Origin of the sequence: Microvirga sp. BSC39 (assembly GCF_000739015.1) — a bacterium.
In the GTDB taxonomy this organism is placed as follows: Bacteria; Pseudomonadota; Alphaproteobacteria; order Rhizobiales; family Beijerinckiaceae; genus Microvirga.
This window is the reverse complement of the sequence record NZ_JPUG01000077.1, coordinates 271,456-297,256: the sequence shown is the minus strand read 5'-3', so window position 1 is coordinate 297,256 and position 25,801 is coordinate 271,456. Positions and strand designations below refer to the sequence as shown.

General features: G+C 64.4%; 26 protein-coding genes. 12 read left to right on the top strand and 14 right to left on the bottom strand.

Annotation, left to right across the window (positions count from 1 at the left end; genetic code table 11):
- Positions 1 to 135: 135 nt before the first annotated feature.
- Entirely contained in the window at positions 136 to 1,818 is a 1,683-nt protein-coding gene (locus tag MA07_RS23655) for a cache domain-containing protein (RefSeq protein ID WP_348270421.1), read from the bottom strand.
- Positions 1,819 to 2,099: 281 nt separating this feature from the next.
- On the opposite strand from MA07_RS23655, the gene MA07_RS23650 reads away from it, so the two are divergent.
- Complete coding sequence (locus MA07_RS23650; protein ID WP_036357653.1) at positions 2,100 to 3,032, top strand: 3-keto-5-aminohexanoate cleavage protein; 933 nt, start codon at positions 2,100 to 2,102, stop codon at positions 3,030 to 3,032.
- 48 nt (positions 3,033 to 3,080) lie between these two features.
- Here MA07_RS23650 and MA07_RS23645 read toward each other — a convergent pair whose 3' ends face one another.
- Positions 3,081 to 3,473 (bottom strand): GFA family protein, encoded by a 393-nt coding sequence (locus MA07_RS23645; RefSeq protein WP_036357649.1) that lies wholly within the window; start codon positions 3,471 to 3,473, stop codon positions 3,081 to 3,083.
- 139 nt (positions 3,474 to 3,612) lie between these two features.
- On the opposite strand from MA07_RS23645, the gene MA07_RS23640 reads away from it, so the two are divergent.
- The 3 genes from MA07_RS23640 to MA07_RS23630 all read left to right on the top strand — a co-directional run bounded on the left by MA07_RS23640 (position 3,613) and on the right by MA07_RS23630 (position 6,963).
- On the top strand, positions 3,613 to 4,812 hold the full coding sequence (locus MA07_RS23640; protein WP_036357646.1) for an ABC transporter substrate-binding protein: 1,200 nt from the start codon (positions 3,613 to 3,615) through the stop codon (positions 4,810 to 4,812).
- A 75-nt stretch (positions 4,813 to 4,887) separates the two neighbouring features.
- Positions 4,888 to 5,664: an SDR family oxidoreductase gene (locus tag MA07_RS23635; RefSeq protein ID WP_036357643.1), complete on the top strand. Its 777-nt coding sequence runs from the start codon at positions 4,888 to 4,890 to the stop codon at positions 5,662 to 5,664.
- 126 nt (positions 5,665 to 5,790) lie between these two features.
- Complete coding sequence (locus MA07_RS23630; protein WP_036357639.1) at positions 5,791 to 6,963, top strand: ABC transporter substrate-binding protein; 1,173 nt, start codon at positions 5,791 to 5,793, stop codon at positions 6,961 to 6,963.
- A 73-nt stretch (positions 6,964 to 7,036) separates the two neighbouring features.
- Here MA07_RS23630 and MA07_RS23625 read toward each other — a convergent pair whose 3' ends face one another.
- The 6 genes from MA07_RS23625 to MA07_RS23600 all read right to left on the bottom strand — a co-directional run bounded on the left by MA07_RS23625 (position 7,037) and on the right by MA07_RS23600 (position 13,640).
- Positions 7,037 to 8,857, bottom strand: a complete 1,821-nt coding sequence (locus MA07_RS23625; RefSeq protein WP_036357635.1) for a PAS domain S-box protein — start codon at positions 8,855 to 8,857, stop codon at positions 7,037 to 7,039.
- 301 nt (positions 8,858 to 9,158) lie between these two features.
- The gene (locus tag MA07_RS28135; RefSeq protein WP_052003474.1) at positions 9,159 to 9,830 is read right to left on the bottom strand and encodes a helix-hairpin-helix domain-containing protein; all 672 of its coding nucleotides are present in this window, start codon (positions 9,828 to 9,830) and stop codon (positions 9,159 to 9,161) included.
- A gap of 231 nt (positions 9,831 to 10,061) precedes the next feature.
- The gene (locus MA07_RS23615) at positions 10,062 to 10,997 is read right to left on the bottom strand and encodes a DUF5996 family protein (RefSeq protein WP_036357632.1); all 936 of its coding nucleotides are present in this window, start codon (positions 10,995 to 10,997) and stop codon (positions 10,062 to 10,064) included.
- Between the two features lie 88 nt (positions 10,998 to 11,085).
- A complete protein-coding gene (gene minE / locus MA07_RS23610; protein ID WP_036357629.1) occupies positions 11,086 to 11,364 on the bottom strand; it encodes a cell division topological specificity factor MinE in 279 nt (92 codons plus the stop codon).
- The gene (gene minD / locus MA07_RS23605; protein ID WP_036357626.1) at positions 11,361 to 12,170 is read right to left on the bottom strand and encodes a septum site-determining protein MinD; all 810 of its coding nucleotides are present in this window, start codon (positions 12,168 to 12,170) and stop codon (positions 11,361 to 11,363) included. Before minD ends, minE begins: the two co-directional genes overlap by 4 nt.
- A 405-nt stretch (positions 12,171 to 12,575) precedes the next feature.
- Complete coding sequence (locus MA07_RS23600) at positions 12,576 to 13,640, bottom strand: hemerythrin domain-containing protein (protein WP_160195488.1); 1,065 nt, start codon at positions 13,638 to 13,640, stop codon at positions 12,576 to 12,578.
- Between the two features lie 223 nt (positions 13,641 to 13,863).
- Between MA07_RS23600 and MA07_RS23595 the strand changes: the two genes are divergently transcribed.
- Positions 13,864 to 14,865, top strand: coding sequence for a threo-3-hydroxy-L-aspartate ammonia-lyase (locus MA07_RS23595; RefSeq protein WP_052003473.1), 1,002 nt, complete (start codon positions 13,864 to 13,866; stop codon positions 14,863 to 14,865).
- 222 nt (positions 14,866 to 15,087) lie between these two features.
- Here the strand turns inward: MA07_RS23595 and MA07_RS23590 are convergent, their stop codons facing one another.
- Both MA07_RS23590 and MA07_RS23585 read right to left on the bottom strand, forming a co-directional pair.
- Positions 15,088 to 15,756, bottom strand: a complete 669-nt coding sequence (locus MA07_RS23590) for a hypothetical protein (RefSeq protein ID WP_052003472.1) — start codon at positions 15,754 to 15,756, stop codon at positions 15,088 to 15,090.
- 58 nt (positions 15,757 to 15,814) lie between these two features.
- Positions 15,815 to 16,597 (bottom strand): class I SAM-dependent methyltransferase, encoded by a 783-nt coding sequence (locus tag MA07_RS23585; protein ID WP_036357619.1) that lies wholly within the window; start codon positions 16,595 to 16,597, stop codon positions 15,815 to 15,817.
- Between the two features lie 207 nt (positions 16,598 to 16,804).
- Here MA07_RS23585 and MA07_RS23580 point away from each other — a divergent pair, with 207 nt between their 5' ends.
- The 5 genes from MA07_RS23580 to MA07_RS23560 all read left to right on the top strand — a co-directional run bounded on the left by MA07_RS23580 (position 16,805) and on the right by MA07_RS23560 (position 20,480).
- Positions 16,805 to 17,944, top strand: coding sequence for an ABC transporter substrate-binding protein (locus MA07_RS23580; RefSeq protein ID WP_081929138.1), 1,140 nt, complete (start codon positions 16,805 to 16,807; stop codon positions 17,942 to 17,944).
- Positions 17,945 to 17,949: 5 nt separating this feature from the next.
- Complete coding sequence (locus MA07_RS23575; RefSeq protein WP_036357616.1) at positions 17,950 to 19,014, top strand: iron ABC transporter permease; 1,065 nt, start codon at positions 17,950 to 17,952, stop codon at positions 19,012 to 19,014.
- Positions 19,008 to 19,778, top strand: a complete 771-nt coding sequence (locus tag MA07_RS23570; RefSeq protein ID WP_036357612.1) for an ABC transporter ATP-binding protein — start codon at positions 19,008 to 19,010, stop codon at positions 19,776 to 19,778. The genes MA07_RS23575 and MA07_RS23570 overlap by 7 nt, the downstream gene beginning before the upstream one ends.
- 122 nt (positions 19,779 to 19,900) lie before the next feature.
- Positions 19,901 to 20,161, top strand: a complete 261-nt coding sequence (locus MA07_RS23565) for a PilZ domain-containing protein (RefSeq protein WP_036357609.1) — start codon at positions 19,901 to 19,903, stop codon at positions 20,159 to 20,161.
- 52 nt (positions 20,162 to 20,213) lie between these two features.
- Positions 20,214 to 20,480 (top strand): hypothetical protein, encoded by a 267-nt coding sequence (locus tag MA07_RS23560; RefSeq protein WP_081929149.1) that lies wholly within the window; start codon positions 20,214 to 20,216, stop codon positions 20,478 to 20,480.
- Positions 20,481 to 20,844: 364 nt separating this feature from the next.
- On the opposite strand, the gene MA07_RS30285 is transcribed toward MA07_RS23560, so the two are convergent.
- Entirely contained in the window at positions 20,845 to 20,997 is a 153-nt protein-coding gene (locus MA07_RS30285; RefSeq protein ID WP_160195487.1) for a hypothetical protein, read from the bottom strand.
- A gap of 362 nt (positions 20,998 to 21,359) precedes the next feature.
- Entirely contained in the window at positions 21,360 to 21,602 is a 243-nt protein-coding gene (locus tag MA07_RS23550; protein ID WP_036357599.1) for a DUF3297 family protein, read from the bottom strand.
- A 266-nt stretch (positions 21,603 to 21,868) separates the two neighbouring features.
- Here MA07_RS23550 and kynA point away from each other — a divergent pair, with 266 nt between their 5' ends.
- Both kynA and MA07_RS23540 read left to right on the top strand, forming a co-directional pair.
- Positions 21,869 to 22,693 (top strand): tryptophan 2,3-dioxygenase, encoded by an 825-nt coding sequence (kynA, locus tag MA07_RS23545; protein ID WP_036357595.1) that lies wholly within the window; start codon positions 21,869 to 21,871, stop codon positions 22,691 to 22,693.
- A 16-nt stretch (positions 22,694 to 22,709) separates the two neighbouring features.
- On the top strand, positions 22,710 to 23,903 hold the full coding sequence (locus MA07_RS23540; protein WP_036357592.1) for an aminotransferase class V-fold PLP-dependent enzyme: 1,194 nt from the start codon (positions 22,710 to 22,712) through the stop codon (positions 23,901 to 23,903).
- Between the two features lie 3 nt (positions 23,904 to 23,906).
- Here MA07_RS23540 and MA07_RS23535 read toward each other — a convergent pair whose 3' ends face one another.
- Together MA07_RS23535 and MA07_RS28130 are read right to left on the bottom strand one after the other, a co-directional pair.
- Positions 23,907 to 24,887: an aldo/keto reductase gene (locus tag MA07_RS23535; protein ID WP_036357589.1), complete on the bottom strand. Its 981-nt coding sequence runs from the start codon at positions 24,885 to 24,887 to the stop codon at positions 23,907 to 23,909.
- A gap of 100 nt (positions 24,888 to 24,987) precedes the next feature.
- Positions 24,988 to 25,770, bottom strand: coding sequence for an ADYC domain-containing protein (locus MA07_RS28130; RefSeq protein ID WP_052003471.1), 783 nt, complete (start codon positions 25,768 to 25,770; stop codon positions 24,988 to 24,990).
- Positions 25,771 to 25,801: the final 31 nt, after the last annotated feature.

The following is a 25,801-nucleotide window of genomic DNA, read 5'->3' as shown; positions in this document are numbered from 1 at the left end:
TGTCATCCATATCGCGAAGGGACGTGGACTTGTAGCCGGGAAAGGACGCCGCGTGAATGGGGTGCCGGGAAATCGACAGGATAGCTGCCCCAGGTCAACCGATGTGTCGACCTGGGGCTTCTTGAAATGCCGTGCTCAGGCGGCTTTCACGTCCGTGAGGAAGCTCTGCACCTCGCGGCTGAGATCGCTGGAGTGGCGCGCCAGCTCCTGGGCCGCGCCAAGCACGCGGCTTGCGGCCGTGCCGGTCAGTTCGGCGCCCTGCCTCACGTCGAGGATGCTGCCGCTGACCGATGCGGTGCCGCGCGCGGCCTCCTGCACGTTGCGGGCGATCTCGCCGGTCGCTGCCCCCTGCTCCTCGATCGCGGCGGCAATCGCCACCGAGGTCTCGGACATCTGGCTGATGGTGCTGCCGATGTTCTGGATCGCGCTCACCGCCTCGCGGGTCGCCTGCTGGATCTCGACGATCTGGGCCGAGATCTCCTCCGTGGCCTTGGTGGTCTGGTTCGCCAGCTCCTTCACCTCGGAGGCCACGACCGCGAAGCCCTTGCCGGCCTCGCCGGCGCGGGCCGCCTCGATGGTGGCGTTGAGCGCCAGAAGGTTGGTCTGGCCGGCAATCGTGTTGATGAGCGCGATGACGGCGCCGATCTTCTCCGCCGTGCTGGCCAGGGCCTGAACGGTAACGTCCGTGCGCCGGGTCTCCTCGACGGCCGCGCCTGCGACCCTTGCCGACTGGGAGATCTGGGCAGCGATCTCGCGGGTGGAGATCGACAACTCCTCGGTCGCCGCAGCCACGGTCTGCACGTTCAGGGATGCCTGCTCGGCCGCCGTCGCAACGGTCTGCGACTGCATGTTGGTCTGCTGGGCGGTGGACGCCATCGTCTGGGCCGTGCCCTCCATCTCGGATGCTGCGCCCGAGAGTGTCTGGGTGAGAGCCGCGACATTGGCTTCGAACTGGCGTGTCAGCTGGTCGAGACGCTGCGCCCGGCGGGCCTGCGCATCGGCGTCGACCGCATAGATCTTGTCCGCCTCGTCCTTGGCGATCAGCGTGTCCCTGAACACCTCGACCGCATGGGCCATGGCGCCGAGTTCGTCACTGCGGTTCCGCGCTGGCACGTCGATCTGCCGGTCGCCTTCTGCAAGGGATCGCATGACCTGCCCAAGAGCCAGGATGGGCTTGGTCACGCTGCGGCCGATGAAGGTAGCCACCACACCAATGACCAGGACGATGATGGCCACGCCGGACAGGAGCTTCAGGGCCGTGCTCCGCACTTTGGACGCGGTGTCGTCCGTATAGACGCCCGAGCCGATGATCCACCCCCAAGGCTTGAAGCCTTTCACATAGGAAATCTTGCCGACGGGCTCCTGCGCGCCTGGCTTGGGCCACAGATACGGCACGAACCCGGCGCCGCTCTCCTTCACCTTGTCGACGAAGGCGACGAACAGGCGAAGGCCCGTGGGATCCTTGTTCTCCGTCAGGTCGGCGCCGACGAGTTCCGGCTTGATGGGATGCATCACCATCTTGGGATGCATGTCGTTGATCCAGAAGTATTCCTGGGTGTCGTACCGCAGAACCCTGATCGCATCGGCCGCCGCTTTCTGGGCTGCCTCGCGGGTCAGGCGACCGGCACGCTCCTCGGCCTCGTAATGCGCGAGAATGCCGTAGGCCGACTCGACCACATGTTGGGTCTTGACCATCTGCGCCTGGGTGATCTCCTCGCGCAGATAAAACAATGTAACGGCGATGATCGCAGCAATGCCGACCAGCGCGGTCAATGTAATGGAATGGATTTTCGTCCCGATACCGAATTTCATGCGCATGCAGTCCCCCAGAATCTGCAATTCTTTTGCTTATGGTGATGTTCTGCCCAATCCGACGCGGAAGAACCTTCCGTCAGCTTCATCTGAATTCTTGCGGGAGCAGACGAACCTATAAGTTGTCGCGTTTGGTTAAAAAGCGGTTCATGCGGCGCTGAACTGTCGGCATTTTAGCGAAAATCACGCGCTGGCCCCGCTGCTCTATGGACCCGCACCTGCCGTTTCGCCTAACCTGGGGATTGTTCCCTAGGAACAAGGCGGTCTTGAGGGCCCCGGAGGTTTCGATGAAGCGGTCGGACAAAGTCATCATCAGCTGCGCGATCACCGGGTCCATCCACACGCCCAGCATGTCGCCCTACCTGCCGGTGACGCCGCAGCAGATCGCCGAGAGCGCCATCGGGGCGGCGGAGGCCGGGGCCGCGATCCTTCACCTGCACGCGCGGGACCCGGAGACCGGCCGCCCGACCCAGAGCCCCGAGGTGTTCAAGCAATTCCTGCCGGCCATCAAGGACGGCAGCAACGCCATCGTGAACATCACCACCGGCGGCGGGCTCGGCATGAGCCTCGACGAACGTCTCGCCGCCGCGAAATGGGCGCAGCCCGAAATCGCCTCCATGAACATGGGATCGTTCAACTTCAACATCTCCGGCGCGGGCGGACGCATCGCGTCGTTCAAGAACGACTGGGAGAAGCCCTATCTGGACATGACGAAAGACTTCATCCTGTCCAACACCTTCGCGCAGATCGAGCGGGGCATGACCGAACTCGGTGCGCTCGGCACCCGCTTCGAGTTCGAGTGCTACGATGTCGGCCATCTCTACAACCTCGCCCATTTCGCCGAGCGCGGACTCGTCAAGCCGCCGTTCTTCGTGCAGGCCATCTTCGGCATTCTCGGCGGCATCGGGCCGGAGCCCGAGAACCTCATGCACATGAAGGCGACGGCCGACCGGCTGTTCGGGAACGACTACTACCTCTCCATCCTGGCCGCCGGCCGCCATCAGCTGCCGTATGTGACCATGGGGGCCATCCTCGGCGGGCATGTGCGCGTGGGCCTGGAGGACAACCTCTATCTGGGCAAGGGCGAGCTCGCGCCGTCCAATGCCGATCAGGTCCGCAAGATCCGCCGCATCCTGGAGGAGCTTTCCCTCACCATCGCGACCCCGGACGATGCGCGCAGCATGCTTCAGACGAAAGGGCGCCAGAACACAGCCTTCTGAAACGATGTGAGAGAGCCGCGCCGAAGAGCCCGCTGCCGTGAGCGCGGCCTATTCCTCGGAACGGCTGGTGGCATCGCGATTGCGCTCGTATCGCCGTTTGAGCGGAAACGGCGGCAGCCAGGACTCGCGACGGACGGTCCAGAGTTCGTAAGTGGGCACCAGTTGATCAGGAGCGTCGAGGGAGCCTAAGTTCACTTCGACTTCGTCTGCGCTGCGTGAGAAGACAGACGAGCCGCAGCGGGGACAGAAGAACCGCCCGGCATAGTCGCGTGTTTCACCGTCGATCGTCACCGCATCCTGAGGGAAGATCGCTGAAGCGTGAAAGAGGGCGCCATGGTGCTTGCGGCAGTCGAGGCAGTGGCAAAGACCGACCCGGTATGGGCGCCCTGACGCCACAAGCCGGACATTGCCGCACAAGCATCCGCCCGTGAACCGGTCCATGCTGCGCCTCCTCCAGGATCAAGCGGGCGGAAGTTATCATAACCGAGAGCATTGTCATGGCACTTGCCCGCCGCTTCCGCCCGGCTTTCCAATCCTTTGCAGGCATGCCTAAGATGGACACCCTAACAGGGAGGAAACAATGAAAACGCGTTATGTTCTCAGCGCTCTGGCCGTCATGGCCATGGCAGGAGCCGCGCAGGCGCAGACTTCGGTCAAGCTGGGCGTCCTGAACGACCGGTCCGGTGTTTACTCCGACCTCACCGGCGAAGGATCGGTGATCGCGGCCCGCATGGCCGCCGAGGATTTCAAGGCGGCCGAGAAGGGCATCAAGGTCGATATCGTGGCGGCAGACCACCAGAACAAGCCGGATATCGGCGCCAGCATCGCCCGGCAATGGTACGACCAGGAGGGCGTCGACGTGATCCTCGACGTTCCAACCTCCTCGGTGGCGCTCGCGGTCAACGGCATCGCTCGTGAGAAGAACAAGATCCTGATCAACTCCGGCGGCGGTACGTCGGATCTGACGGGATCGCAATGCTCGCCCAACACCGTCCACTGGACCTACGACACCTGGGCGCTCGCGAACGGCACCGGCGGCGCCATGGTGAAGCGCGGCGGAGACACATGGTTCTTCGTCACGGCGGACTACGCCTTCGGGCATGCGCTCGAGCGTGACACCTCGGCGCTCGTGACCAAGGCGGGCGGCAAGGTCGTCGGCACGGTTCGGCACCCGTTCCCGGGCCAGGATTTCGCATCGTTCCTGCTGCAGGCGCAATCCTCGGGCGCCAAGGTGATCGGACTGGCCAATGCGGGCGGTGACTTCACCAACACGATGAAGCAGGCGGCCGAGTTCGGCATCGTTCAGGGCGGGCAGAGCCTCGCGGGGCTCCTCGTGTTCATCACGGACGTTCACTCCCTCGGCCTTCAGGTGGCCCAGGGCCTCGTGATGACCGAAGCGTTCTACTGGGATCAGAACGACCAGACCCGCGCTTGGTCGAAGCGCTTCGCCGAGAAGAACGGCGGCAAGATGCCCACCATGGTTCATGCGGGCGTCTATGCCGGCGCGCTTCACTACCTCAAGGCTGTCGAAGCGTTGAAGGGCAAGGACACCGCTCAGGTCATGGCCAAGATGAAGGAGATGCCCACCGACGATCCGCTGTTCGGCAAGGGCATGATCCGTCAGGATGGCCGCAAGGTCCACGACATGTACCTGTTCGAGGTCAAGAAGCCGGCCGAGTCGAAGGGTCCGTGGGATCTCTACAAGCAGCTCGCCACGATCCCGGCCGACCAGGCCTTCCGGCCTCTCAACGAAGGCGGCTGCCCCCTCGTGAAGGGCTGATCGCAAACGGCAACGATAGGGTCGGGTTTGCCCGGCCCTATCTCTTTTGTGGTTCGGCGACGGAGAGAGATAGCCATGGATCTGGACATCAAAGGTTTGCGTGTTCTGGTGACGGCCGGTGCCGCCGGCATCGGGCTGGAAATCGCCAGAAGCTTCGTCCGCGAGGGTGCGAAGGTGCATGTCTGCGATGTGGACGATGCGGCGCTTGCCTCCCTCGTGACGAGCGATCCCGATCTCACGCAATCCCGCGCCGACGTGGCGAACCGGCAGGATGTGAGCCGCCTGTTCAATGAGGCCCTGCAGGGGCTCGGCGGCCTCGATGTGCTCGTCAACAATGCGGGCATTGCCGGTCCGACCGCACGGGTGGACGAGGTCGATCCCGATGATTGGGACCGGACGCTTGCGGTCAACATCACGGGTCAGTTCAACTGCGCGCGGCTCGCCGTCCCGCATCTGCGGGAGAGCAGCAACGCTTCCATCATCAACCTCTCGTCCGCGGCAGGCCGTTTCGGCTTTCCGCTACGCTCCCCCTACTCCGCTGCGAAATGGGCAGCGGTCGGATTCACCAAGACGCTTGCCATGGAGCTCGGCCCGCTCGGGATCCGCGTCAACGCCATCCTGCCGGGCGTGGTGGAAGGGGAGAGGATCCGCCGCGTGATCGGCAGCAAGGCCGAAGCGCGCGGGATCAGCTACGAGGAGATGGAGAACGAGCTCCTCCGGCATGTCTCCCTGCGAACCGCCGTCAAGCCGCAGCAGATCGCCGATCAGATCGTGTTCCTGTGCTCGCCGCGCGGACGAACGATCTCAGGCCAGGCCATCGCCATAGACGGGGACACCCAGTCCCTCGCATGACCGTGACCGGCATGCGTGCCTGAGATGTTCGATTCGTCCAATCTCCTGCTTGCTTTATCCATTGGCCGCCCGAGTATCCTTGTTCATCCTGTGCCATAAGACAGAGAAACGATGGGAGGACCAACGATGCACCGCAGAACGCTTATTCTTGCCGCAGGCGCCGCCGCGCTCATGGCGACCATGTCCGGCGCGCAGGCGCAGCAGACCGTCAAAGTCGGGTTGATCCTGCCGCTGACCGGCCCCTTCACGGCCATCGGGCGCCAGGTCGAAACGGGCGCCAGGCTCTACATGCAGCAGAAGGGCAATACGGTCGCGGGCCACACGATCGAGCTTATCGTCAAGGACGATGGCGGCGTCGCGGACACGACGAAGCGCACGGCCCAGGATCTCATCGTCAACGAGAAGGTGAACGTGCTGGCGGGCTTCGGCCTCACGCCGCTGGCGCTGGCCACCGCGCCGCTCGCGACCCAAGCGAAGGTCCCCATGGTGGTGATGGCGGCGGGAACGGCAACCATCACGGAGGCCTCGCCCTTCATCGCGCGCACAAGCTTCACCCTGCCGCAGGCAACCGAGCCGATGGGCGATTGGGCTGCCAAGAACGGCATCAAGAAAGTCGTGACGCTGGTGTCGGATTACGGGCCGGGCATCGACTCCGAAAAGGCCTTCTCGGGTGTGTTCACCAAGGCGGGCGGCCAGGTCGAGAACCTGCGCGTGCCGCTGGCCAATCCCGACTTCTCGCCCTTCCTGCAGAAGGTGGCCGACGCCAAACCCGACGCGCTCTTCGTGTTCGTGCCCGCAGGCCAGGGCGCGCAGTTCATGAAGCAGTTCGTGGAGCGCGGCTTCGACAAGAGCGGCATCAAGCTGATCGGGCCCGGCGACGTCACGGACGATGAAGTGCTCAACAATATGGGCGATGTGGCGCTGGGCGCCATCACCACGCACCATTACTCGGTCGCGCACGACAGCCCTGAGAACAAGGCGTTCGTGGAAGCCTTCAAGAAGATCAGCAACGGAACGCGTCCCAACTTCATGGGTGTGGGCGGCTATGACGGCATGCACCTGATCTACGAGGGTCTGAAGAAGACCAACGGCCAGGGCGGTCAGGCGCTGATCGACGCCATGAAGGGCATGAGCTGGACCAGCCCGCGCGGCCCGGTCTCCATCGACCCGCAGACGCGCGACATCATCCAGAACATCTATGTGCGCAAGGTGGAGCGTAAGGACGGGGAGCTCTACAACGTGGAGTTCGCCACGATTCCGAACGTCAAGGACCCGGTCAAGGCCGCAAAGGCCAACTGATCACAGTAATAAGCAGAGAAGCGCCGCTGAAGAGCGGCGCTTTTCACATGACGATTCATGGATCTCTGCGGCTTCAGGTGAGCGGCGCATCCACGATGCACACGACGCCGGTGGACGGGAACGCGATCTGGGCTGTGCCATCGAGATCCTGTGAGAGGCTGCGCTCGATCAGCCGCGATCCGAAACCCCGCCGCGACGGCGGCCAGACAACGGGGCCGCCGCTTTCCTCCCACTTGAGATGCAGGCGCGGCCCGGTGTCGCCGGGATGCACGCTCCAGACGATCCTGATCGTCCCCGCCTCGTTGGACAGAGCTCCGTACTTCACCGCATTGGTGGCCAGTTCCTGCAGCGCCATGGCGACCGCCAGGGCCATGCGGGGCGGCACGCGAACCCTTGCGCCTTCGAGGTGCAGGCGATCCTCGCCACGGCTCGAGTAAGGCGCCACGGCCTGCTCGACGATGTCGTACAGGTCCGCGCCCTCCCAGTTCTCGCGGGTGAGAACGTCGTGGGCGCGGGACAGGGCGAACAGGCGGGCTTCCAGCGCCTCCTTGGCCTGCTCGGTCGAGCCCGCATTGCGCAGGGTCTGCGACGCCACCGACTGCACGGTGGCGAGCGTGTTCTTCACCCGGTGGTTCAGCTCGTTGATGAGCAGCTGCTGGTGCTCCTGCGCGATCCGGCGGTCGTGGATGTCGATGGAGACGCCGAACCAGCGCACGACCTCGCCTGTCCTTGGATCGCAGTAGGGCTCCGCCCGCACGAGAAACCAGCGATACTCCCCTGCCTTCGAGCGGATGCGGTGCTCGACCTCGAAGATGCTTTGGTTGCGTATAGCCTCCTCGAAAGCGTGGATCGTGGGCGCCTGATCATCGGGATGAACGAAGTCGGTCGCCACTTGGTCTGCGCTTTCAGGCTTGCTTGTCGAACCCGTGTACTCGAACCATTGACGGTTGAAGAACTCGGTCCTCCCTTCAGCATCGGTGACCCAGACGATCTGCGGCACGGCATCGGCCATGAGCCGCAGGCGCTCCTCGCTCTCCCGCAGACGCTCCTCGGATTCCACCTGCTCGGTGACGTCGCCGTAGAACACCGCCAAACCCTCGCCGACCGGGTAGGCATGCATGGCGATCCAGCTCACCCGTCCGTGGGGCCAGACATAGCGATGTTTCATCTCAACAGGCATCTTGGTCGTCATGGCCTGTCTGAACATATCTCCGAGAGCGGGATCGGCATCGGGGTGGGCTTCCCAATGAGTCTTGCCGATGATCTCCTGCCGGGGCCGCCCCTCGAGGCGCAGGGCTTCCGCATTCATGTCGATGATGCGGAAATCCCGATCCATGAGGGCCAGGCTCTCCCCCATGCCGTCGAGCACGCCGCGCAGGCGTGTCTCGCTCTCGCGCAGGGCGGCCTCCATGGTCACGCGGTCGGTGGTCTCCACCACGATGGCGAGCACGCCCCCGGGCTGCCCGCTCTCATCGATGACGGGAGAGTAATCGAGGTTCATCCAGACCTGCTCAGGAGCCCCGTTCCGGTACAGGGTCAGCTCCTGATCCCGGAACGAGAGGGTGCCGCCTGCCATGCCGACCTGCATGACATGGGCGTTGAACTCGGCGACCTCAGGCCAGCCCTCCAGCACGTTCGAGCCCAGAAGCCGCGGGTGACGTCCCGCGGCGAAGACCGAGTAAGGATCGTTGTAGATCATCACCCCATGCTCGCCCCACAGCAGAACCATGGGGATCGGGGAGCGGAGCATCAGCCCGACGGTGGTCTTCAGGCTCTGGGGCCAGCCGGAGATAGGCCCGATGGGAGTGCCGGCCCAGTCATAGCCGCGGATCAGCGCCCCGGCCTCGCCGCCATCCCGGAGGAAATCGATATTTGGCGGGGTTCTAATGTCCATCGCCCTGCCCCCTCCTCCCGACAGCCTCGGCCCGGACGATGCGCCCGCCCGGCAGGGAACGGTCCAGCAGTACAGCTTGGCTGGATCCGCAAGGGACGATGAACCCCGCTCCCACGGGGATCGGGTTTGGAAGCTCTGGCGTGACGGACACGTCCGGAGCTGTTCGAAAAGGCATGGGATCAGTCTATGGCTTGGAATGGCGACGCTTTGATGTTTTGTAGCGCCTTCCCCGGCCGGGGCAATGGGGCCGGCAGCACCTCCTTGACGCAGGCGCCGGGAGTGCCGCGCTCCGCTGCCGCCTCTACTGCACCTTCACCTGGTGCTTGATCTTCTCGAAGATCGGGCGGCGCAGAACCTTCTTTCGCATCAGGTCGTCGACGGACTTGTAGGGCCGCCCCTTGATGATGGCGCGGCCGAGGGCCCCTGCGCCTTTCAGGGAGTTCAACTGCTCGAAGGAGGCCCGGTTGAGATCGACCAGATCGGCCGCTGGGCTCTCAAGGCCTGTGGGCTCCGTAAGGCTCGCATGCTTGGCGACAGTACCCGTCATGTCGACGTCGGTGGGAGGGGCGGACAGTGTCGGCTCCGGAGCAGCGGAGACCTGCCCGTGGGCAAGCGGCAAGACCTCGGCTGTCGTGGAAGCCGGGACAGAGTCCTGGGGACCCGACGCCGGCAGGTAAGGCGCTTCCGCCCGTGGGCCTGAGGCTCTCATGATCGTCGAAAGATCCGCATCGGCCACCTGCACGCGCTCATCCCGCTGCGGCAGTTCCACGATCTGCGGCTCGCCCGCCAGGATCTGCGGCGGTGCGGCGGTGACCATGCCGCCGGCAGGGGCGCTGGTGCCCCCGGAGAGCCACAGGGCCAGCGATCCGCCAGCCATGAGGCCAGCCACCAGAAGAACCCGCAGCGCCTGAAGCGCTGGATTGTCGTGCCCTTCATGGGGATGGCGGGTTCGTGACAGGTTGCCGATCTGCATGGGGTCCTCGCACCTTTACTCGTGGTGGATGCTCCACTCTTGATGAGCGTGCGTGCGAAAAGCGGAGTTCGTCTTTCCGCATGCAGCGCTAGGGCTAGAGGCGGGATGTGGCAGAGGCGTGGCAATCTGCCGGGATCTTCCCGGATCAACGGCAATTCGGGATAGGTGCGCGAGTTTTCTGCGGGACGATGCCTGCTTCGGCAACGTCATCACCTTTCGCAAATACGCGTGTCACACCTTGCGCACGCGTGCGGGTTTGCCGAAATCGCATTCGAGAGCGGCGCGGTTCCAGTGCCCTGCATTGGCCGCCGCCGCATAGGTGGAGGTCAGAAACTCGAGCAGCATCGCGTCCGGATCGGGCGCCTGGCGCAGGACGTCGTAGCGCAGGATGAACTCACCGAGGCTTGAGTCGAACTCTGCGCCCACTGGTATAGCCGCATCGCGAAACCCCGGCGGTTCGGGATAGGCGTATGAGTAGAAGGCGGCCTGCGGATAGGCATCGCTGCCGGGCCAGAAGCCTGCGCTCGACACCTCATGGGAATAGGCCTCGCGGGTAACCGTATCCGGCAGGCCCGGCACACCACCGGGATGGTGCGGTGCCTCGCGGCCTGAGAAGCGCGTGACGGCGAGATCGAAGCTACCCCAGAAGAAGTGCACCGGCGAGACCTTGCCCAGGAATCCGCTGCGGAAGAGCTTGAACACCCGGTCCGCCTGCATCAGCACGCGCCAGAAACGATGGGCGGCGTCTGAATCGTAGGACGCATGCTGGTGATCTTCCGAGAAACGGATGGGGTTCTGCACCTCGTTCGGCATCTCGTTGATCGAGACCCTGACGCCGATCTCATTCAAAAGGCTGAAGAGATCCGCATGGAACGCCGCGACGCTCTGCGCCCGGAGCGGCAGCATGCGCTCATCGCCGCGGCTGGTGCGCACGAGCAACTGATGAGCGATGAAGTCGAACTCGATCTCCAGGATCTCGCGGCCGATGGGCATGGGCGAGGTGGTCAGGCCTCGTGCGGAGACGTAGAGCGGCACATGCCAGCCGTGATTGAGCCAGGGCGTCAGCGCAAGACGGACCTTGCCGACGATCTGCGTCCAGAGCTGCAGGGTCGCGGCGGTCTCGCGCCATTCAGGATAGGAGAGCTCAGGCCAGCCACCGTCATCCATGAATCACCTCCGGGCGGAGCGGGATTGCGGATGGCCAGTATAGAGGCAGGATCGCAGGCTGGACAGCACAGCCTGCGATCACGTTTTGTCATGCGGCCGGACGCAGGCCCGTCAAGGCGGCAGGAATCTCGATGTCGACTTCGAGGGTCGACACGGAGGCGCCGCGATCCATCTTGATCTGCACCTTGTCCTGCGGCACCGCCAGGTGCTTGGCGATCACGGCCATGATCTCCTCGCGCAGGATCGCCACGAGGTCGGACTCGCCGCCTCCCACGATGGTGCGCTCATGGGCGAGCAGGACCTGAAGGCGCTCGCGGGCCACCGGAGCGGACGTGGTGTTCTTTTTGAAGAAGCTGAAGAGGCTCATGCGGCCCTCCTGGCGAAGAGTTTGCTGAACAGGCCGCGCTGCTTCTGCACCTCGACAAGCGTCTCGCCCTGCAGCTTGCGCACGGCATCGAGATAGGCACGCGCCGGCGCGGAGTTCGGGCTGCCGAGCGTCACCGGAGCGCCGAGGTTGGAAGAGCGCAGCACTTCTGTGCTCTCGGGAATGATCGCCAGAAGCGGGATGGAGAGGATCTCGAGCACGTCCTCGACCTTCAGGATCTCACCGCGCTGTGCGCGGCCCGCGTCGTAGCGGGTGAGCAGCAGGTGCTTCTCCACCTGCTCGCCGTTCTCCGCCTTCAAGGTCTTGGAATCGAGCATACCGATGATGCGGTCGGAGTCGCGGATGGACGACACTTCCGGGTTGGTCACCACCACGGCCACGTCCGCGTGGCGCATGGCGAGCGTTGCGCCGCGCTCGATGCCGGCCGGGCTGTCGCAGATGATCCAGTCGAACTTTTCGCGCAGGCCCTCGATGACGCGGGCCACGCCCTCGTCCGTCAGGTTGTCCTTGTCGCGGGTCTGGGACGCGGGAAGCAGGTGCAGGGTTTCGACGCGCTTGTCGCGGATCAGCGCCTGCTCGATCTTCGCATCGCCCTTGATGACGTTGATCAGATCATACACCACCCGCCGCTCGGCGCCCATGATCAGGTCGAGGTTGCGCAGGCCGACATCGAAGTCGATCATCGCCACCTTCTGTCCCGACTGGGCCAGCGCCGCGCCGAGGGCCGCCGTGGAGGTCGTCTTGCCGACGCCTCCCTTGCCCGATGTCACCACAAGAACTTTCGCCATCCTTGGTCTCCTACCCTTCAGAACTGTTGTTGCGACGGCATCACCAGCAGGTTCCCCGGAAAACCGCAGAACATGTTCGGAGAGCGGAGGCGGATCGAGCTGTCGCGATTTCTTACGCAACGGAATGAAATCTATTCGACGCCCGTTATGGTTACCGGACGGTTAAGATTTCGGTCAGAAAGGGAGATTTTCGGCGGAAAACAAAGGTTTTTGGCGGATTTCGCCGAGTGCCGTTGCGAGATGCGGCGAACTGCAGAGCGAGCTTGGGCTTCTCAATACGGTAACAGCGCCAGCGGATAATCCTCCGCTCGGCAGCTCGGTGCGCCACGACCATTCGGCCAAGTCCTGCCCGGATCGCGATGGGGTTGGAAAAGGCCTCACGCAGACCGTGAGGCCCTGTCGTTCTTACCGTCCGTCGCGTTTCAGGCCGCCTGAATCCGCCCCGCCGGTCTGGGCGCCGCCGGTGCCGATGGCACCAGCGGAGGCAGCGGGGCCGCCGGCCGGGAGGGTTCCGCTCGGCTGCAGCGGCGTGGATAGGCCCGACGGAGCCTTTGGCGGGTGGGCCGACGAGAACCAGTTGTCGTCTGACGGGCTGCCGCCAGCCGCCGGCGAGGATCCGCTGCCTGCGCCATGCAGCAGGGCGTCGTCCGCCTGGGCCGCACCCTGGCCTGTCTGGCCGCCTGTCCGGCCAGCGGTGCCCGAGGTGGCGGAAGCTCCGGCTGCCGATGCTGCGCCGGCTCCGGTATAGGTCCGCACCCCGGAAGCCCCCTGCCCCATGCCGCTGCGGCGCGAGCCTTCGAGGCTGCGGTCGATGACGCCGCTCCTGAGCGGGAACGGCGGCTGCGGACGGCGCGAGGCCGGACGCATGGGCTGGCTCCGCCCGGAACCCATGGAGCCGGACCGATTCATGTTCCACAGCAGGGCTCCGGCACCGACGGCCATCACACCGGCGAGCGCGCCGAACACGGTGCCGGTGGGCAGGCCGTAGCGGCTCGGCATCATCGCCTGCGGCATGTGCCAGCGGCTGGCTTCATAGGATGCAATGCGCTCGCGCTCATAGTCCCGCTGCAGGCTCTTGAGCTCGCTGGGCGAGAAGATGCCCCGGGCGACGATCATCACGCCGTTCTCCTCCAGGGTGAAGGCATGCCTGATGGAGCCGGTCAGGTCCTTGAAATCCACGGCCCAATCGTGGCTGTCCTTGTCCGGTCGGGCGGACAGCTCGTCGACCTGGCGCAGGATCTCGTCCTGCTTGCGCTCGAGATCGGCCACATAGCTGGCTGTGCGCTCATGGTGGGACAGGGCGGGATAGAGCACGTTCTGCTGTGCTGCGATGTGCCGCTCCAGCTCGTCCTGCAGATCGTCGAAAAGCTCGGAGCGGCTGTTCGGGCCGGTGCCGGTGGCCCGCAGCACCTCGCGGCAGAGCTCCTCGATATTCGCGTGATCGTTCGTCACCATCTGCCATAGGTCCATGGAAGCCTCCTTCAGAGCCTTTGCCTGATGCATGAACGGCTTGGGTGGACGGCTGTTCCGACCAGGGCGCTCCTTTGGGCGAAGTCGCCATGAAGGAACTGCCCGCCTGCAATCCGTTACTGACAAGGCTCCGCCGGAATTGCTATGAAAAGGCTCAGGCCGGACCCGCCCCTGTCGAGGTGTGATGTCGTGATCCGGTAACGCTGAGGAGCACGGGAAACGGATGAACGCACAAGCACAGCAGCATGCCCTTCGCGCTGTCCCGGCGGGGTTACCCACCTATGAGGATGTGCTGGCAGCGGCACAGCGCATCGAGGGCCTGGCCCATCGCACCCCGGTTCTCACCTCCCGCACCGCCGACGAGCGCACATGCGGCAGGCTGTTCTTCAAGGCGGAGAACTTTCAGCGCGGGGGCTCCTTCAAGTTCCGCGGCGCCTACAATGCGATCGCGCAGCTGTCGCCGGAGGCGAAGAAGCGCGGCGTGGTGGCCTTCTCGTCCGGCAACCATGCCCAAGCCATCGCCTATGCCGGGCAGCTCCAGGGCGTACCCACCGTCATCATCATGCCGCAGGACGCGCCCGCCATGAAGGTGGCGGCCACGAAGAGCTATGGCGGCGAAGTGGTCATGTACGACCGCTACACGGAAGACCGCGAAGCCATCGGGCGCCGGCTCTCGGAGGAGCGCGGCCTCACCCTCATCCCGCCCTACGATCATGAGGACGTGATCGCCGGCCAGGGCACGGCCGCCAAGGAGCTGTTCGAGGAGGTCGGCCCTCTCGACATGCTCTTCGTCTGCACCGGAGGCGGCGGTCTGCTCGCGGGCTCCGCGCTCGCCACGAGGGCGCTCTCGCCGGATTGCCGCATCTATGGGGTCGAGCCGGAGGCGGGCAACGACGCGCAGCAGTCGTTCCGCTCAGGCTCCATCGTGAAGATCCCGGTCCCCACCACCATCGCCGACGGGGCGCAGACCACCTATGTGGGAGCCAAGACCTTCCCGCTCATGCGCGCGCTCGTCGACGACATTCTCACCGTGTCCGACGCGCAGCTCGTCGACACCATGCGTTTCTTCATCGAGCGCATGAAGATCGTCGTGGAGCCCACGGGCTGCCTCTCGGCGGCCGCGGCCTTGAACGATCTGGTGTCCTGCAAGGACAAGCGCGTCGGCATCATCATCAGCGGCGGCAATGTGGACCCACGGGCGCTGGCAGGTTTCCTGGCGGGGTAGCTTTCTCACCATCGCCCTGCCGGTGTCATTCCCGGCCGGAGCGCAGCGGAGGGGAAGGGAATCCACCCGCACACTCGGCGCTATGGATCCCCTTCCCGGCCTGCGGCCGCCGGGGATGACACAACCCTCGTCATCCCCGGGCTTGTCCCGGGGATCCACGTCTTTGACGGCGTAAGACGTGGATGGCCGCAACAAGTGCGGCCATGACGAGGAGAATGACATTTACCGTCCTGCACGCACCACCACCGCCATGCCGTCGTGATCGCCGGTGGTAAGTTTCGGATCGTCGATGAGCGCATTGCCGAGACTGACGAAGCCGCTCACCTTGAAATCGGTCAGGCGATCGAGCCTCTGCGTGAAGTCGTCCCGCGCCCGGTTGAACGAGCCGTATTGGTGCGGAGGGTCGCGGAACGGGTCGACCTCTTCGCGGCTGAAGGCGCCCGTGAACAGATAGCCTTTCTCGAACACATGCGGCCCGAAGATGCGGCCGTGGTTGTTGCTCATCTCGAAGATGTCGTTGGAGAAAGCGTCATCCCTGCCCTGCGGCAGCTGGCGATGGAACTGTCCGCCGATAAAGCCCTGATAGCCGGCCGAATGTCCGAAGCGCACGGGATACCCTGCACGAGCGGCGGCGGCGAGAAGGCGCGCCTTGGCATCCTCCGCGCTTGAGGCACCCTCGTCGATGACGATGACGTTGATGGGCTCGCGCAGGTTCTTGCCGCGATAGACTTCGCCGAGCCAGTCGGACGGAACACCCTTGGCCGTCAGCATCCATTTGCCGATGGCGGGCAGCCCCTCGGGTGTTGCCGCATCCACGCCCTGCTGCGCCTGGGTCCATGGCGCCGTCAGCAGGGTGCCAAGGATGAGAAAGCACAGACGAAGCCAGGTCATTCGCCTCTCCTGAAGCCTGCTTCAGGAGAGCACGATCAGGCTCCGTTGACCATGGCCTTCAGGCCGAGGCCTTCACGACCAGAACCGCGTAACGATGCTGCGTCGCGCGCTCAAGGCCTTTGAGCAGCGGAAGGTTCTTGGCCTGCTCCCGGTGGATCGGCTTGAGATCCCGGTCGATGACGGTCTGCGCGAAACCGGCCTCGCGCAGCAGGGCCGCCACTTCCTTCGCCTGCGCGCCCTTCGAGAAGTAGACCCGCTTCAGTATGCGCTCATGGGTCTCGCGCATGGCATTCGGGGCATGCGGAGCGCCAGCGAGTCCCGGCACCAGCTTCTCGACGAGCCGGATCATGCGCTTGACCAAGCTATCCGACACGAAGTCGCCGTCGACGATGAGGAGCCGGCCGCCCGGCTTCAGGAGGGAGTGCCATTCCCGGAACGCCGCCTTCGGATCGACCAGCGTCCACACCAGATGCCGCGTGACGAGCACGTCGTAGCTCCCCGGTTGCTCAAGCGTCCTCTCGGCGTCACCGATAACGAAACGGATATCCGCGCCGCGCCGCGCCGCCTTCGCACGCGCCTGGTTCAGCATCGCTTCCGACCAGTCGAGGCCGGTGACGTTGAAGCCGAGGCCGTGCAGCAGATGGGAGATCACGCCTGTGCCGCTGGCGAGATCGAGCGCCCGGCGCCCCGCGCCTTCGCCGAGATGGCGCAGGAACAGGTCGCGCCACGCCTGCCGCTCACCTTCCGAGAAGATCTCGTGCCCCACCTGCTCGTCGAAGGTGGCCGCGCGCGCCGACCAGTAGTCGCGGATCTCGTCCCGGAGCGTGTAGTTCGCATTCATGAGAAACTCGTGGTGAAGATGAATTCCGGCGCTCCTCTAGAAGCAAACCATGGCGTCGTCAAACTGGAACGATTGTAAACTGCAGAATAGAACTGTTTTAAACTGCGGCATTACTGTTTTTAATTAAAGTAATTCTAAAAGATATTGCTTGCATGACTATGGGATCGAACCTAGGAGAGGCCCGCTTTCCCAACCGCTGCGAGACGCATGATGCAACTCTCCAAACTGGTATTCGGTGCCGCCCTGGCGCTCGTCGGGTTCCTGCCCGCTCCCTCCCATGCCGCCGACAAGATCACCGTGACGGACATCACCGGCCGCAAGGTCGAGGTGAAGGCGCCCGTCGAGAAGGTGATCCTCGGCGAAGGCCGGCAAATGTACTTCGTCGCCACCCTCGACACGGATGAGCCGTTCAAGCGCGTGGTCGGCTGGCGCGACGATCTGCAGAAGGCGGATCTCGACGGCTACAAGGACTATCTCGCCAAGTATCCGCAGATCGAGAAGATCCCGACCTTCGGTGGCTTCAAGGAAGGCACCTTCGACGTGGAGCAGGCCGTTGCGCTGAAGCCCGACGTGATCCTTCTCAACATCGAGGCGAAGACCGCCACGGACGACGCCAAGCTCATCGAGAAGCTCGCCAAGATCGACATCCCGGTGGTGTTCGTCGACTTCCGCGAAAAGCCGTTCGAGAACACCGACCCGAGCATGCGCCTCATCGGCAAGCTGTTCGGCAAGGAAGCGCGCGCCGAAGAGTTCATCGCGTTTCGCAAGCAGCAGATCGATCTCGTGACCGAGCGCCTCGCTAAGGCCAATCCGGCGAAGCCCCTGGTGATGGTGGAGCGTGCCGGCGGCTATTCGGACGATTGCTGCATGTCCTTCGGCAACGAGAACTTCGGCAAGTTCGTGGAAGTGGCGGGCGGCCAGAACATGGCTGCCAAGATCATCCCCGGCACCTTCGGCGTCGTGAACCCCGAGCAGATCATTGCGGCCAATCCCGACCACGTGATCGTCACCGGCTCGAACTGGGAACTCTACGTGCCCGGCGGCGCCTGGGTCGGCGTCGGCTCCGGCGCGGACAAGGCGAAGGCCAGGACCAAGCTCGCCGGCCTGATGAAGCGCCCCGCCTATACCGGCGTGAAGGCCGTGAAGGACAATCACGTCCACGCGATCTGGCATCAGTTCTACAACAGCCCGTATCAGTTCGTCGCCATCCAGGCGATGGCCAAGTGGCTGCATCCGGACCTGTTCAAGGACGTGGACCCCGACGCCACCATGAAGACGCTCTACGAGCGCTTTCTGCCCGTGCCCTACAAGACCGGCTACTGGGTCTCTCTCTCCGACAAGGAATAAGGCTCTTGGCCCACTCCCCTGCCATTGCCATGGTCAAAGGACGCGGTGCCTACCGCGTCCTCGTGCAGCGCAAGAAGCTCGTGCTTCTTGCGCTTGCCGTCGTTCTCGTTCTCTCCGTCATTGCCGATCTGGGCTTGGGCCCCGCGCGCTACTCGATGCACGAGGTCGTGCTGGCGCTGATGGGATCGCCGGAAGTCTCGGAGCAGATCAGTGTCGTGATCTGGGACATCCGCATGCCGGTGGCGCTGATGGCGGTGGTGGTCGGCGCTGCGCTGTCCGCGGCCGGCGCGCAGATGCAGACCATCCTCAACAATCCGCTCGCCAGCCCCTTTACGCTGGGCATCTCGGCGGCAGCGAGCTTCGGCGCCTCGGTGGCCCTCGTGTTCGGGGTCAGCTTCCTGCCCTGGGCCATCGACTACATCGTGTCGATCAACGCGCTGATCATGGCCATGCTCGCTGCCCTGTTCATCCACTTCATGAGCCAGCGGCGCGGCGTGACCGTCGAGACCATCGTGCTCCTCGGCATCACCCTCGTGTTCACCTTCAACGCGCTGCTCGCGTTGGTGCAGTATCTCGCATCGGAACAGGCGCTGTCGGCCGTGGTGTTCTGGACCATGGGCAGCCTCACCCGCGCCACATGGCCGAAGCTTGCCATCACCACGGCGGTGGTTGCGATCTCGCTTCCGCTGTTCATGCGCCGCGCCTGGGCGCTCACCGCGCTGCGTCTCGGCGACGACAAGGCGGCGAGCTTCGGCGTCAACGTGCGCTGGGTCAGGCTCGAGACCATGATGGTCATCAGCCTGCTTGCCGCCGTGCCCGTGGCGTTCGTCGGCACCATCGGGTTCATTGGGCTCGTCGGCCCGCACATCGCCCGCATGCTGGTGGGCGAGGATCAGCGCTACTTCCTGCCGGCCTCCGTTCTGTCGGGTGCCGCGATCCTGTCGCTCACCTCCGTCATCAGCAAGTCCATCGTGCCCGGCACCATCTTTCCCATCGGCATCATCACGGCGCTCGTGGGCGTGCCGTTCCTGTTCAGCCTGATCATGTCCACCCGGAGGCGCGCATGGTAGCGACCCTGCAACTGACCGAAGTCGGCGTCCGCTACGGCAAGCAGGAGGTCCTCTCCGGCGTGACCACGCCGGTGCTGAAGGGCGGCGAGGTCACGGCCGTGATCGGCCCGAACGCCGCCGGCAAGTCGAGCCTGTTCCGGCGCATCGCCGGCCTGCTCGACGGGCCGGGCGACATCCGCATCGACGACGCCGCCTTGAGACCCGGTCCAAGCCCTGTCTGCTACATGCCGCAGGACACCTCGGTGAACACGGTTCTGACCGTCTATGAAGCCGTGCTGCTCGCCCGCAAGCAGGGCACGCCGCGCAAGGTGACCGACGAGGATCTCCAGGAGGTCGACCGCGTGCTGTTCAGCCTGCGGATCGAACCGATTGCGTTCAAAGGCCTGAACGAGCTCAGCGGCGGGCAGCGCCAGTTGGTGTCGCTCGCCCAGGTCCTCGTGCGCGAGCCGAAGATCCTCCTGCTCGACGAGCCGACGAGCGCCCTCGATCTCCACCGGCAGGTGGAGGTGCTGGCGCTCATTCGCTCGCTTGCACGGGAGCGGGAGATCTGCGTGGTGCTCGCCATCCACGATCTCAACCAGGTTCTGCGCGTCGCCGACCGGGTGATGGTGATCGATGCCGGCACCATGGTGAGTTGCGGCCCGGTGGAGACGGTGATCACCCCGACCCTCCTGCAGACCATCTATCGGGTGGATGGACGGATCGAGCGCTGCTCGCGCCTGTGCCCGCACGTGATCATCGACGGGCCGCTCGAGCCTGCATGAGGTGCGGCGTCGCCGGCTTAATCGGCCGGTCACCGCCTTCAACCCGGCAGTCGGGCACTGGATAGCCTCGCACCAGCCCGCCTGCCTATAACGGGATCCTCTCGAATCATGGAATCCCGCGCATGAGCCTCGGACTGCCCGAACGTCGATCGGACGCACGCTTCGCCACCATGCTGGAAGGGTGGATCCGAGATACGGAGAGCAAGGCATGCATCGAATGTTCCGTGTGGGACCTGTCGCAGTCGGGCGTCCGGCTGGTGATTTCCGGCTCCGCGGACGTTCCTTTGGAGTTCGAGCTCGAGATCCCCGATGCGGGTGCGACAGCCATGACGCGACTGGTGTGGACGGACGGAACTCACTACGGCGCCCGCTTTACCAGTTAAGCAGCAGATCCGATCAACGCTCTCTTCACCCCTTGCTGCCATGCTGTCCGGCATGACCTACTCCCGCGATACCGAAGCCATCTCCGAACTCACCGGCCAGCCCGTCAGCACCTGGTCCGAGGAGTGGCGGATCGAAACCGAGGCCCGCACCCTCCTGAAGATGTCCAAGGAGCAAAGGGACGCCTTCTTCAACGGCAGGAAAGATGCCGACGGCCGGACGGTCGACCGTGGGGTGATCGGCATCCGCGGAGTGAAGGCGGCCGAGGAGATCCGCGCGACCATGGAGCGCCTGCAGGCCGTCCGCAGCGCCTCCAAGTAACGGACCAAGTTCCTAAGAATAAAAACGACAAAGGGCCGCGCCCAGCCTTGTTGTTTGACTGTGTTCGCGACCCTTGTGACCGTATTTTGCCCCTACGGTTAACTTGGAATAAACCATCCGATCTGGCCGATCAAGGTCAAATAGTTCGCAAATAAACAATCCTTTGCGTCAGAATAGCGCGCTTATTCTCTTGACATGCTCAGTTGACGCCATGTTTTGTCACAATTTAGCCCGATTACTCTACGAATAGAGAGGTTCACGACCCTCATTTTGCCCCTACGGGTCGGACCTTGAAGCGCCCCCTCCATGAGCGGGCGCTTCCTTTTTGTGGTCTGCCTCTGATTCGGAATCTCGGAACAGCGGGTCACGAAGCGCCTTGCGGCGCGAAGAAGCAGATGATGGCCCTGGTCGTCGGCTCCTCGCAGAGGTGGAACTTGGCGTCCGGCGACATCTTGGCGTGCTCGCGCCGGACAAGGCGCCCATCCCAGAGCCGCCAGCCCTCGGAAGTCTCCGTCACTGTCTCACCCCGGGCTTCTACCAGTTCGCGGCAATCGTGCTCGTCACAGCACCAAGCCGGGTACCAGTCATGGGCGTATGATGTCCCGCCAAGAACGCAAGCCAGTGCAACGATAACCAGAGCCTTCACTGGCGCCATTCAGGACAAGCCTTTCCCGAGGATCTGACCTCGACCGACGAGCTTGTCCTTCATCTTGGAGCGGGCCTCATGGCACGTCCAGCCCTGCGCCGACGGCAGGACCTCCTCGCACGGGAGCCTCGGCCCCAAAAACGGAAGCCGTTTTGGTCCGAGGCCCCTTCCTTAGGGGGCACACCGTTTCCTACGGAAAACCGGGTCCGCTTTTCCGGACGATGCGCGAAGGCTTATTCCTGCGTCTTGAGGTAGGGCTCGACCTTGCCCTTGAGCTTGATGGTCATGGGGTTGCCGAAGCGGTCCTTGGCATTCCCGGCCGTGACCCGGACCCAGCCCTCGCTGACGCAATACTCGTCCACATTGGTCTTCTCGGCCCCGTTGAAGCGGATGCCGATCCCCTTCGCCAGCAGCTCCTCGTCGTAGTAGGGGCTGTCCGGGTTCGAAGCCAGGCGGTCGGGAAGCGTAGCGGTCATATGCGGGTCTCTCCATGGGGATCGTTCAGGGGCGGCAACCTACCGTCTCAGAGGCGGAAAGCCAATTCCGGCTGGAGCATCGTGCGGACCCAACGATGCTCTCGATCAAGGAAGGAGCATCGGGGATCCCAAAAGCGCAGATCCACTTTTGGGTCCGATGGTCACGCCGACGTGACAAGCCCGCCGCAATGTCCTACTTTCGTTGTACGCCCCTACGGCAGGACGATAATCCGCACCCAAGCGGAAACGATCAGGGAGAGAAAGACTTGTCGGCAGCGACAGACGGAATCCACACCGATTTTTCCGATGGCATGAGCTATGGAGACTATCTCCGGCTCGACACCCTCCTCTCCGCCCAATCGCCCCTCACGGCCGAACATGACGAGCTTCTCTTCATCACCATCCACCAGGTGATGGAGCTGTGGCTCAAGCTCCTGAACCGGGAGCTCGACACGGCGCTGGCCCACATCCGGGCCGACGAGCTCCAGCCGGCCTTCAAGTGCACGGCCCGGATCAACCGGATCCAGGAGCAGCTCATCCAGGCCTGGACGGTACTCTCCACCATGACGCCGTCGGACTATCTCAGCTTCCGGCCGGCGCTGGGCAAATCCTCCGGCTTCCAGTCCTGGCAGTACCGGCTCGTCGAGTTCAAGCTCGGGGCGAAGGACGCGGTGAAGATGGCGCCGCACCGGCACCGGAGCGACCTCGCCGAGCAGCTCGACGCCGCCTACCAGGCCCCGAGCCTCTACGACGAGGCCTTACGCCTGCTGGCCCGGCGTGGCTATGCCGTTCCCGCGGAGGTACTCGACCGCGACGTGACCCAACCCTACACGGCGCATCCCGGCGTCGAGGCGATCTGGGAGGAGATCTACCGCCACGCGGGCGAGCACTTCGATCTCTACGAACTCGCCGAGGAGTTGGTCGATCTCGAGGACGCGTTCCAGCAATGGCGCTTCCGGCACATGAAGACCGTCGAGCGCATCATCGGCATGCGCAGCGGCACCGGCGGCAGCAGCGGCGTCGGCTACCTGCGCAAGGCGCTGGAAAAATACTTCTTCCCTGAACTCTGGTCCGTACGCGGCAAGCTCTAATCAGGTTGAGAGCATCATGCTTGATCTTCGTCCCCAGTTCTCCCGCTTCCTCGGCACCGAACCCGATCGCCTGCATTTCGCAGCCCACAGCCATCACCCCTGGCCCGACGTGACGCGCGACGCGCAATTGCAGGCCTGGGACGATGCCGCCCGCCTCATGGACGACAAGTGGGAGCACATTCTCGGACCGGTACTCGACGAGTTCCGCGGCCATGTAGCCGGCCATCTAAACCTGCCGGACCGGCACACCATCGCGGTGGCGCCGAACACGCACGAGCTTCTGAAGCGCATTCTCTCGTGTTTCCCTGCCGACCGGCCGATCCGCATTCTCACCTCCGACGGCGAGTTCCATTCCTTCACGCGCCAGATCGCGCGCCTCGAGGAGGAGCGCCTCGTGGACGTGACGCGCGTTCCGGCGGAGCCCTTCGCGACCTTCGAGGATCGCTTCCACGCTGCCGCAAAGTCCGGCTACGATCTCGTGTTCGTCAGCCAGGTGTTCTTCAATTCCGGCTTCGCCCTGGACGGGCGCCATCTGGCGGAGTGCGACCGCGACGGCGCCATGATCGTGATCGACGGCTATCACGGCTTTATGGCGCGGCCGACGGATCTCGGCAGCATCGCGGATCGCGTGTTCTACATGGCCGGCGGCTACAAATACGCCATGGCGGGCGAAGGCGCATGCTTCATGCACTGCCCGCCGGGCTGGGGCGTTCGCCCGCGCGATACGGGCTGGTATGCCGCCTTCGGCAATCTCACGAACGCGCAGAGCGGACAGGTGGGCTACAGCGAGGACGGCTGGCGCTTCATGGGCGCCACCTTCGATCCGTCGGGACTCTACCGCTTCAACGCGGTCATGCGCTGGCTCGCGGACGAGGGCATCACGCCCGGCATCATCCACGCCCATGCCAAGGCGCTGCAGCAGCATTTCCTGCGCCGGGTCAGCAGTTCGGCCCTGTTCGAAGATGCGGCCCTCGTGGTGCCGGCGGACGAAACACGGCGCGGCAACTTCCTCACCTTCCAGACGCCTGCCGCGCAGGCCATCCACAACGACCTGAAGGAGTTGCGCGTGGTGACCGACGTGCGCGGCCAGCGCCTGCGCCTCGGCTTCGGCATCTACCAGACCGAAGACGAAGTGGACGACCTCGTGCGGCGCATCGACGAGGCGGGCGCGCTCGAGTCTTTGCCTGTCGGCACCTCATCGGCTGCGTGAAGCCTACAGCCCCACCATCTTCATGGCCGGCTCCGGATAGCGCGTCCCGGCGGCGGCGCCCGGCGGGATAATGCGGTCGATACGTGCGAGATCCTCGTCCGTGAGCGTCACGTCGAGCGCACCCGCATTCTCCTCCAGATAGCGGCGGCGCTTGGTGCCGGGGATCGGCACGATGTCGTCGCCCTGCGCCAGCACCCAGGCGAGCGCGAGCTGCGAAGGCGCGCAGCCCTTCTCGCGGGCCATGGTTTCGATCTCGCCCACGAGGTCGAGGTTCTTCTGGAAATTTTCTCCCTGGAAGCGCGGCGAGTTGCGGCGGAAATCATCCTCCGCGAGATCGTCCACGCTCTTGATCTGCCCGGTGAGAAAGCCGCGGCCGAGGGGCGAATAGGGCACGAAGCCGATGCCGAGTTCGCGCACCGTGGGCAGGATCTCGTCCTCGGGATCGCGGCTCCACAGCGAGTATTCGGTCTGCAACGCCGCAATCGGATGAACCGCGTGGGCGCGGCGGATGGTCTGGGGGCCGGCCTCCGAGAGGCCGATGTAGCGCACCTTCCCCTCGCGCACGAGATCCGCCATGGCGCCCACCGTGTCCTCGATCGGCGTCTCGGGGTCGACGCGGTGCTGGTAGTAGAGATCGATCACATCGACTTTGAGCCGCTTCAGGCTCGCCTCGCAGGCCTGGCGCACGTAGTCGGGCTTGCCGCTGATACCGAGCCGCTCGCCGTTGGGGCCGCGCACGTTGCCGAACTTGGTGGCGAGCACGACCTTGTCGCGCCGGTCCGCGATGGCGCGGCCGACGAGCTCCTCGTTGCGGCCGACGCCGTACATGTCGGCGGTGTCGAGGAAGGTCACGCCGAGTTCGATGGCGCGATGGATGGTGGCGATGGACTCCGCCTCGTCGCCGTTGCCGTAGAACTCCGACATGCCCATGCAGCCGAGACCGAGGGCGGACACCTGCAATTCGCCAAGCCGACGCTGCTGCATGAGAGATCTCCAGATTGGACGATGAGGATGCCGCCGCGGCCATGGCGGCGGATGGAGCATCAACTGGATTCGCTCCACCGAGTTTCAAGGGCGGCGAGCGTCAGGGACCTGTTGGGGCGGACCGATTGAAGAGAAGCGCGCCCGGATGATCGCGCATCGCTTCTTCCGTGCAAGCCTCTGGTCCCAAAGCGTCGCCGAGGATTGGATAGCGTTGCGCCAATTCATTGAGACTCACGTTCTCGGCAATGCGGGGATGGGCAACGCAGACGGCGCCGTCCTTGCCCCACGCGGCCTCGAACGGCAGCGGATCGACACGATCCGGCTTCTGGATGCCGAAACGGTCGTAGACATCGACAAGCGTGCCGTCGTGCGTTGCAGGACGGTTGTCGCCGCCGTAATCGGCACGCATCATGTGGACGCAGGCGGCATGCAGATCCTGCATCGGCACATCCGCCCGGTCATCCCAGGGACGGTAGCCCATGAGGATGCACTTTCCCTCCGCGCCGCTGGTGCAGGTGAAGTCGACGCCTGTCTCCTTCTGAAGGGGCAGACCCAGTTGCCGGCCGCGTGCATCGGCCATGCATGCGTTCTGGAAAGTCCGCCCGACAGGATCCTCGACGAGAAACCGGTAGAGCACGACGGGGCCGCCAGGCACCTCGTCGTCCGTCTCAACGGCATCGATCAGGACATGGATCGTCTTCTCGCCGCTCTGCGTGACGATGCGGGCTCCGGCCAATGCCTCCCGCTCCAGCACCCGTCCCTCATCGAGGCGCAATCTGAACTCGCCCCTGTCCGCTTCCAGGCGGCCATTCAGGGCCTGCCCTTCTGAGGAAGAGGCCAGGAGCAGAACGGTGCTGAGGGCAATCGGCAAAGGCGCATGCATGGCACGTCACTCTCCGGCGGATGTCAGGAGA

Excerpts from the sequence above, each read along its gene's own strand:
- MA07_RS23655 (WP_348270421.1), bottom strand. The coding sequence starts at position 1,818 with ATGCGCATGAAATTCGGTATCGGGACGAAAATCCATTCCATTACATTG.
- MA07_RS23650 (WP_036357653.1), top strand. The coding sequence starts at position 2,100 with ATGAAGCGGTCGGACAAAGTCATCATCAGCTGCGCGATCACCGGGTCC.
- MA07_RS23645 (WP_036357649.1), bottom strand. The coding sequence starts at position 3,473 with ATGGACCGGTTCACGGGCGGATGCTTGTGCGGCAATGTCCGGCTTGTG.
- MA07_RS23640 (WP_036357646.1), top strand. The coding sequence starts at position 3,613 with ATGAAAACGCGTTATGTTCTCAGCGCTCTGGCCGTCATGGCCATGGCA.
- MA07_RS23635 (WP_036357643.1), top strand. The coding sequence starts at position 4,888 with ATGGATCTGGACATCAAAGGTTTGCGTGTTCTGGTGACGGCCGGTGCC.
- MA07_RS23630 (WP_036357639.1), top strand. The coding sequence starts at position 5,791 with ATGCACCGCAGAACGCTTATTCTTGCCGCAGGCGCCGCCGCGCTCATG.
- MA07_RS23625 (WP_036357635.1), bottom strand. The coding sequence starts at position 8,857 with ATGGACATTAGAACCCCGCCAAATATCGATTTCCTCCGGGATGGCGGC.
- MA07_RS28135 (WP_052003474.1), bottom strand. The coding sequence starts at position 9,830 with ATGCAGATCGGCAACCTGTCACGAACCCGCCATCCCCATGAAGGGCAC.
- MA07_RS23615 (WP_036357632.1), bottom strand. The coding sequence starts at position 10,997 with ATGGATGACGGTGGCTGGCCTGAGCTCTCCTATCCTGAATGGCGCGAG.
- minE (WP_036357629.1), bottom strand. The coding sequence starts at position 11,364 with ATGAGCCTCTTCAGCTTCTTCAAAAAGAACACCACGTCCGCTCCGGTG.
- minD (WP_036357626.1), bottom strand. The coding sequence starts at position 12,170 with ATGGCGAAAGTTCTTGTGGTGACATCGGGCAAGGGAGGCGTCGGCAAG.
- MA07_RS23600 (WP_160195488.1), bottom strand. The coding sequence starts at position 13,640 with ATGGACCTATGGCAGATGGTGACGAACGATCACGCGAATATCGAGGAG.
- MA07_RS23595 (WP_052003473.1), top strand. The coding sequence starts at position 13,864 with ATGAACGCACAAGCACAGCAGCATGCCCTTCGCGCTGTCCCGGCGGGG.
- MA07_RS23590 (WP_052003472.1), bottom strand. The coding sequence starts at position 15,756 with ATGACCTGGCTTCGTCTGTGCTTTCTCATCCTTGGCACCCTGCTGACG.
- MA07_RS23585 (WP_036357619.1), bottom strand. The coding sequence starts at position 16,597 with ATGAATGCGAACTACACGCTCCGGGACGAGATCCGCGACTACTGGTCG.
- MA07_RS23580 (WP_081929138.1), top strand. The coding sequence starts at position 16,805 with ATGATGCAACTCTCCAAACTGGTATTCGGTGCCGCCCTGGCGCTCGTC.
- MA07_RS23570 (WP_036357612.1), top strand. The coding sequence starts at position 19,008 with ATGGTAGCGACCCTGCAACTGACCGAAGTCGGCGTCCGCTACGGCAAG.
- MA07_RS23565 (WP_036357609.1), top strand. The coding sequence starts at position 19,901 with ATGAGCCTCGGACTGCCCGAACGTCGATCGGACGCACGCTTCGCCACC.
- MA07_RS23560 (WP_081929149.1), top strand. The coding sequence starts at position 20,214 with ATGACCTACTCCCGCGATACCGAAGCCATCTCCGAACTCACCGGCCAG.
- MA07_RS23550 (WP_036357599.1), bottom strand. The coding sequence starts at position 21,602 with ATGACCGCTACGCTTCCCGACCGCCTGGCTTCGAACCCGGACAGCCCC.
- MA07_RS23540 (WP_036357592.1), top strand. The coding sequence starts at position 22,710 with ATGCTTGATCTTCGTCCCCAGTTCTCCCGCTTCCTCGGCACCGAACCC.
- MA07_RS23535 (WP_036357589.1), bottom strand. The coding sequence starts at position 24,887 with ATGCAGCAGCGTCGGCTTGGCGAATTGCAGGTGTCCGCCCTCGGTCTC.
- MA07_RS28130 (WP_052003471.1), bottom strand. The coding sequence starts at position 25,770 with ATGCATGCGCCTTTGCCGATTGCCCTCAGCACCGTTCTGCTCCTGGCC.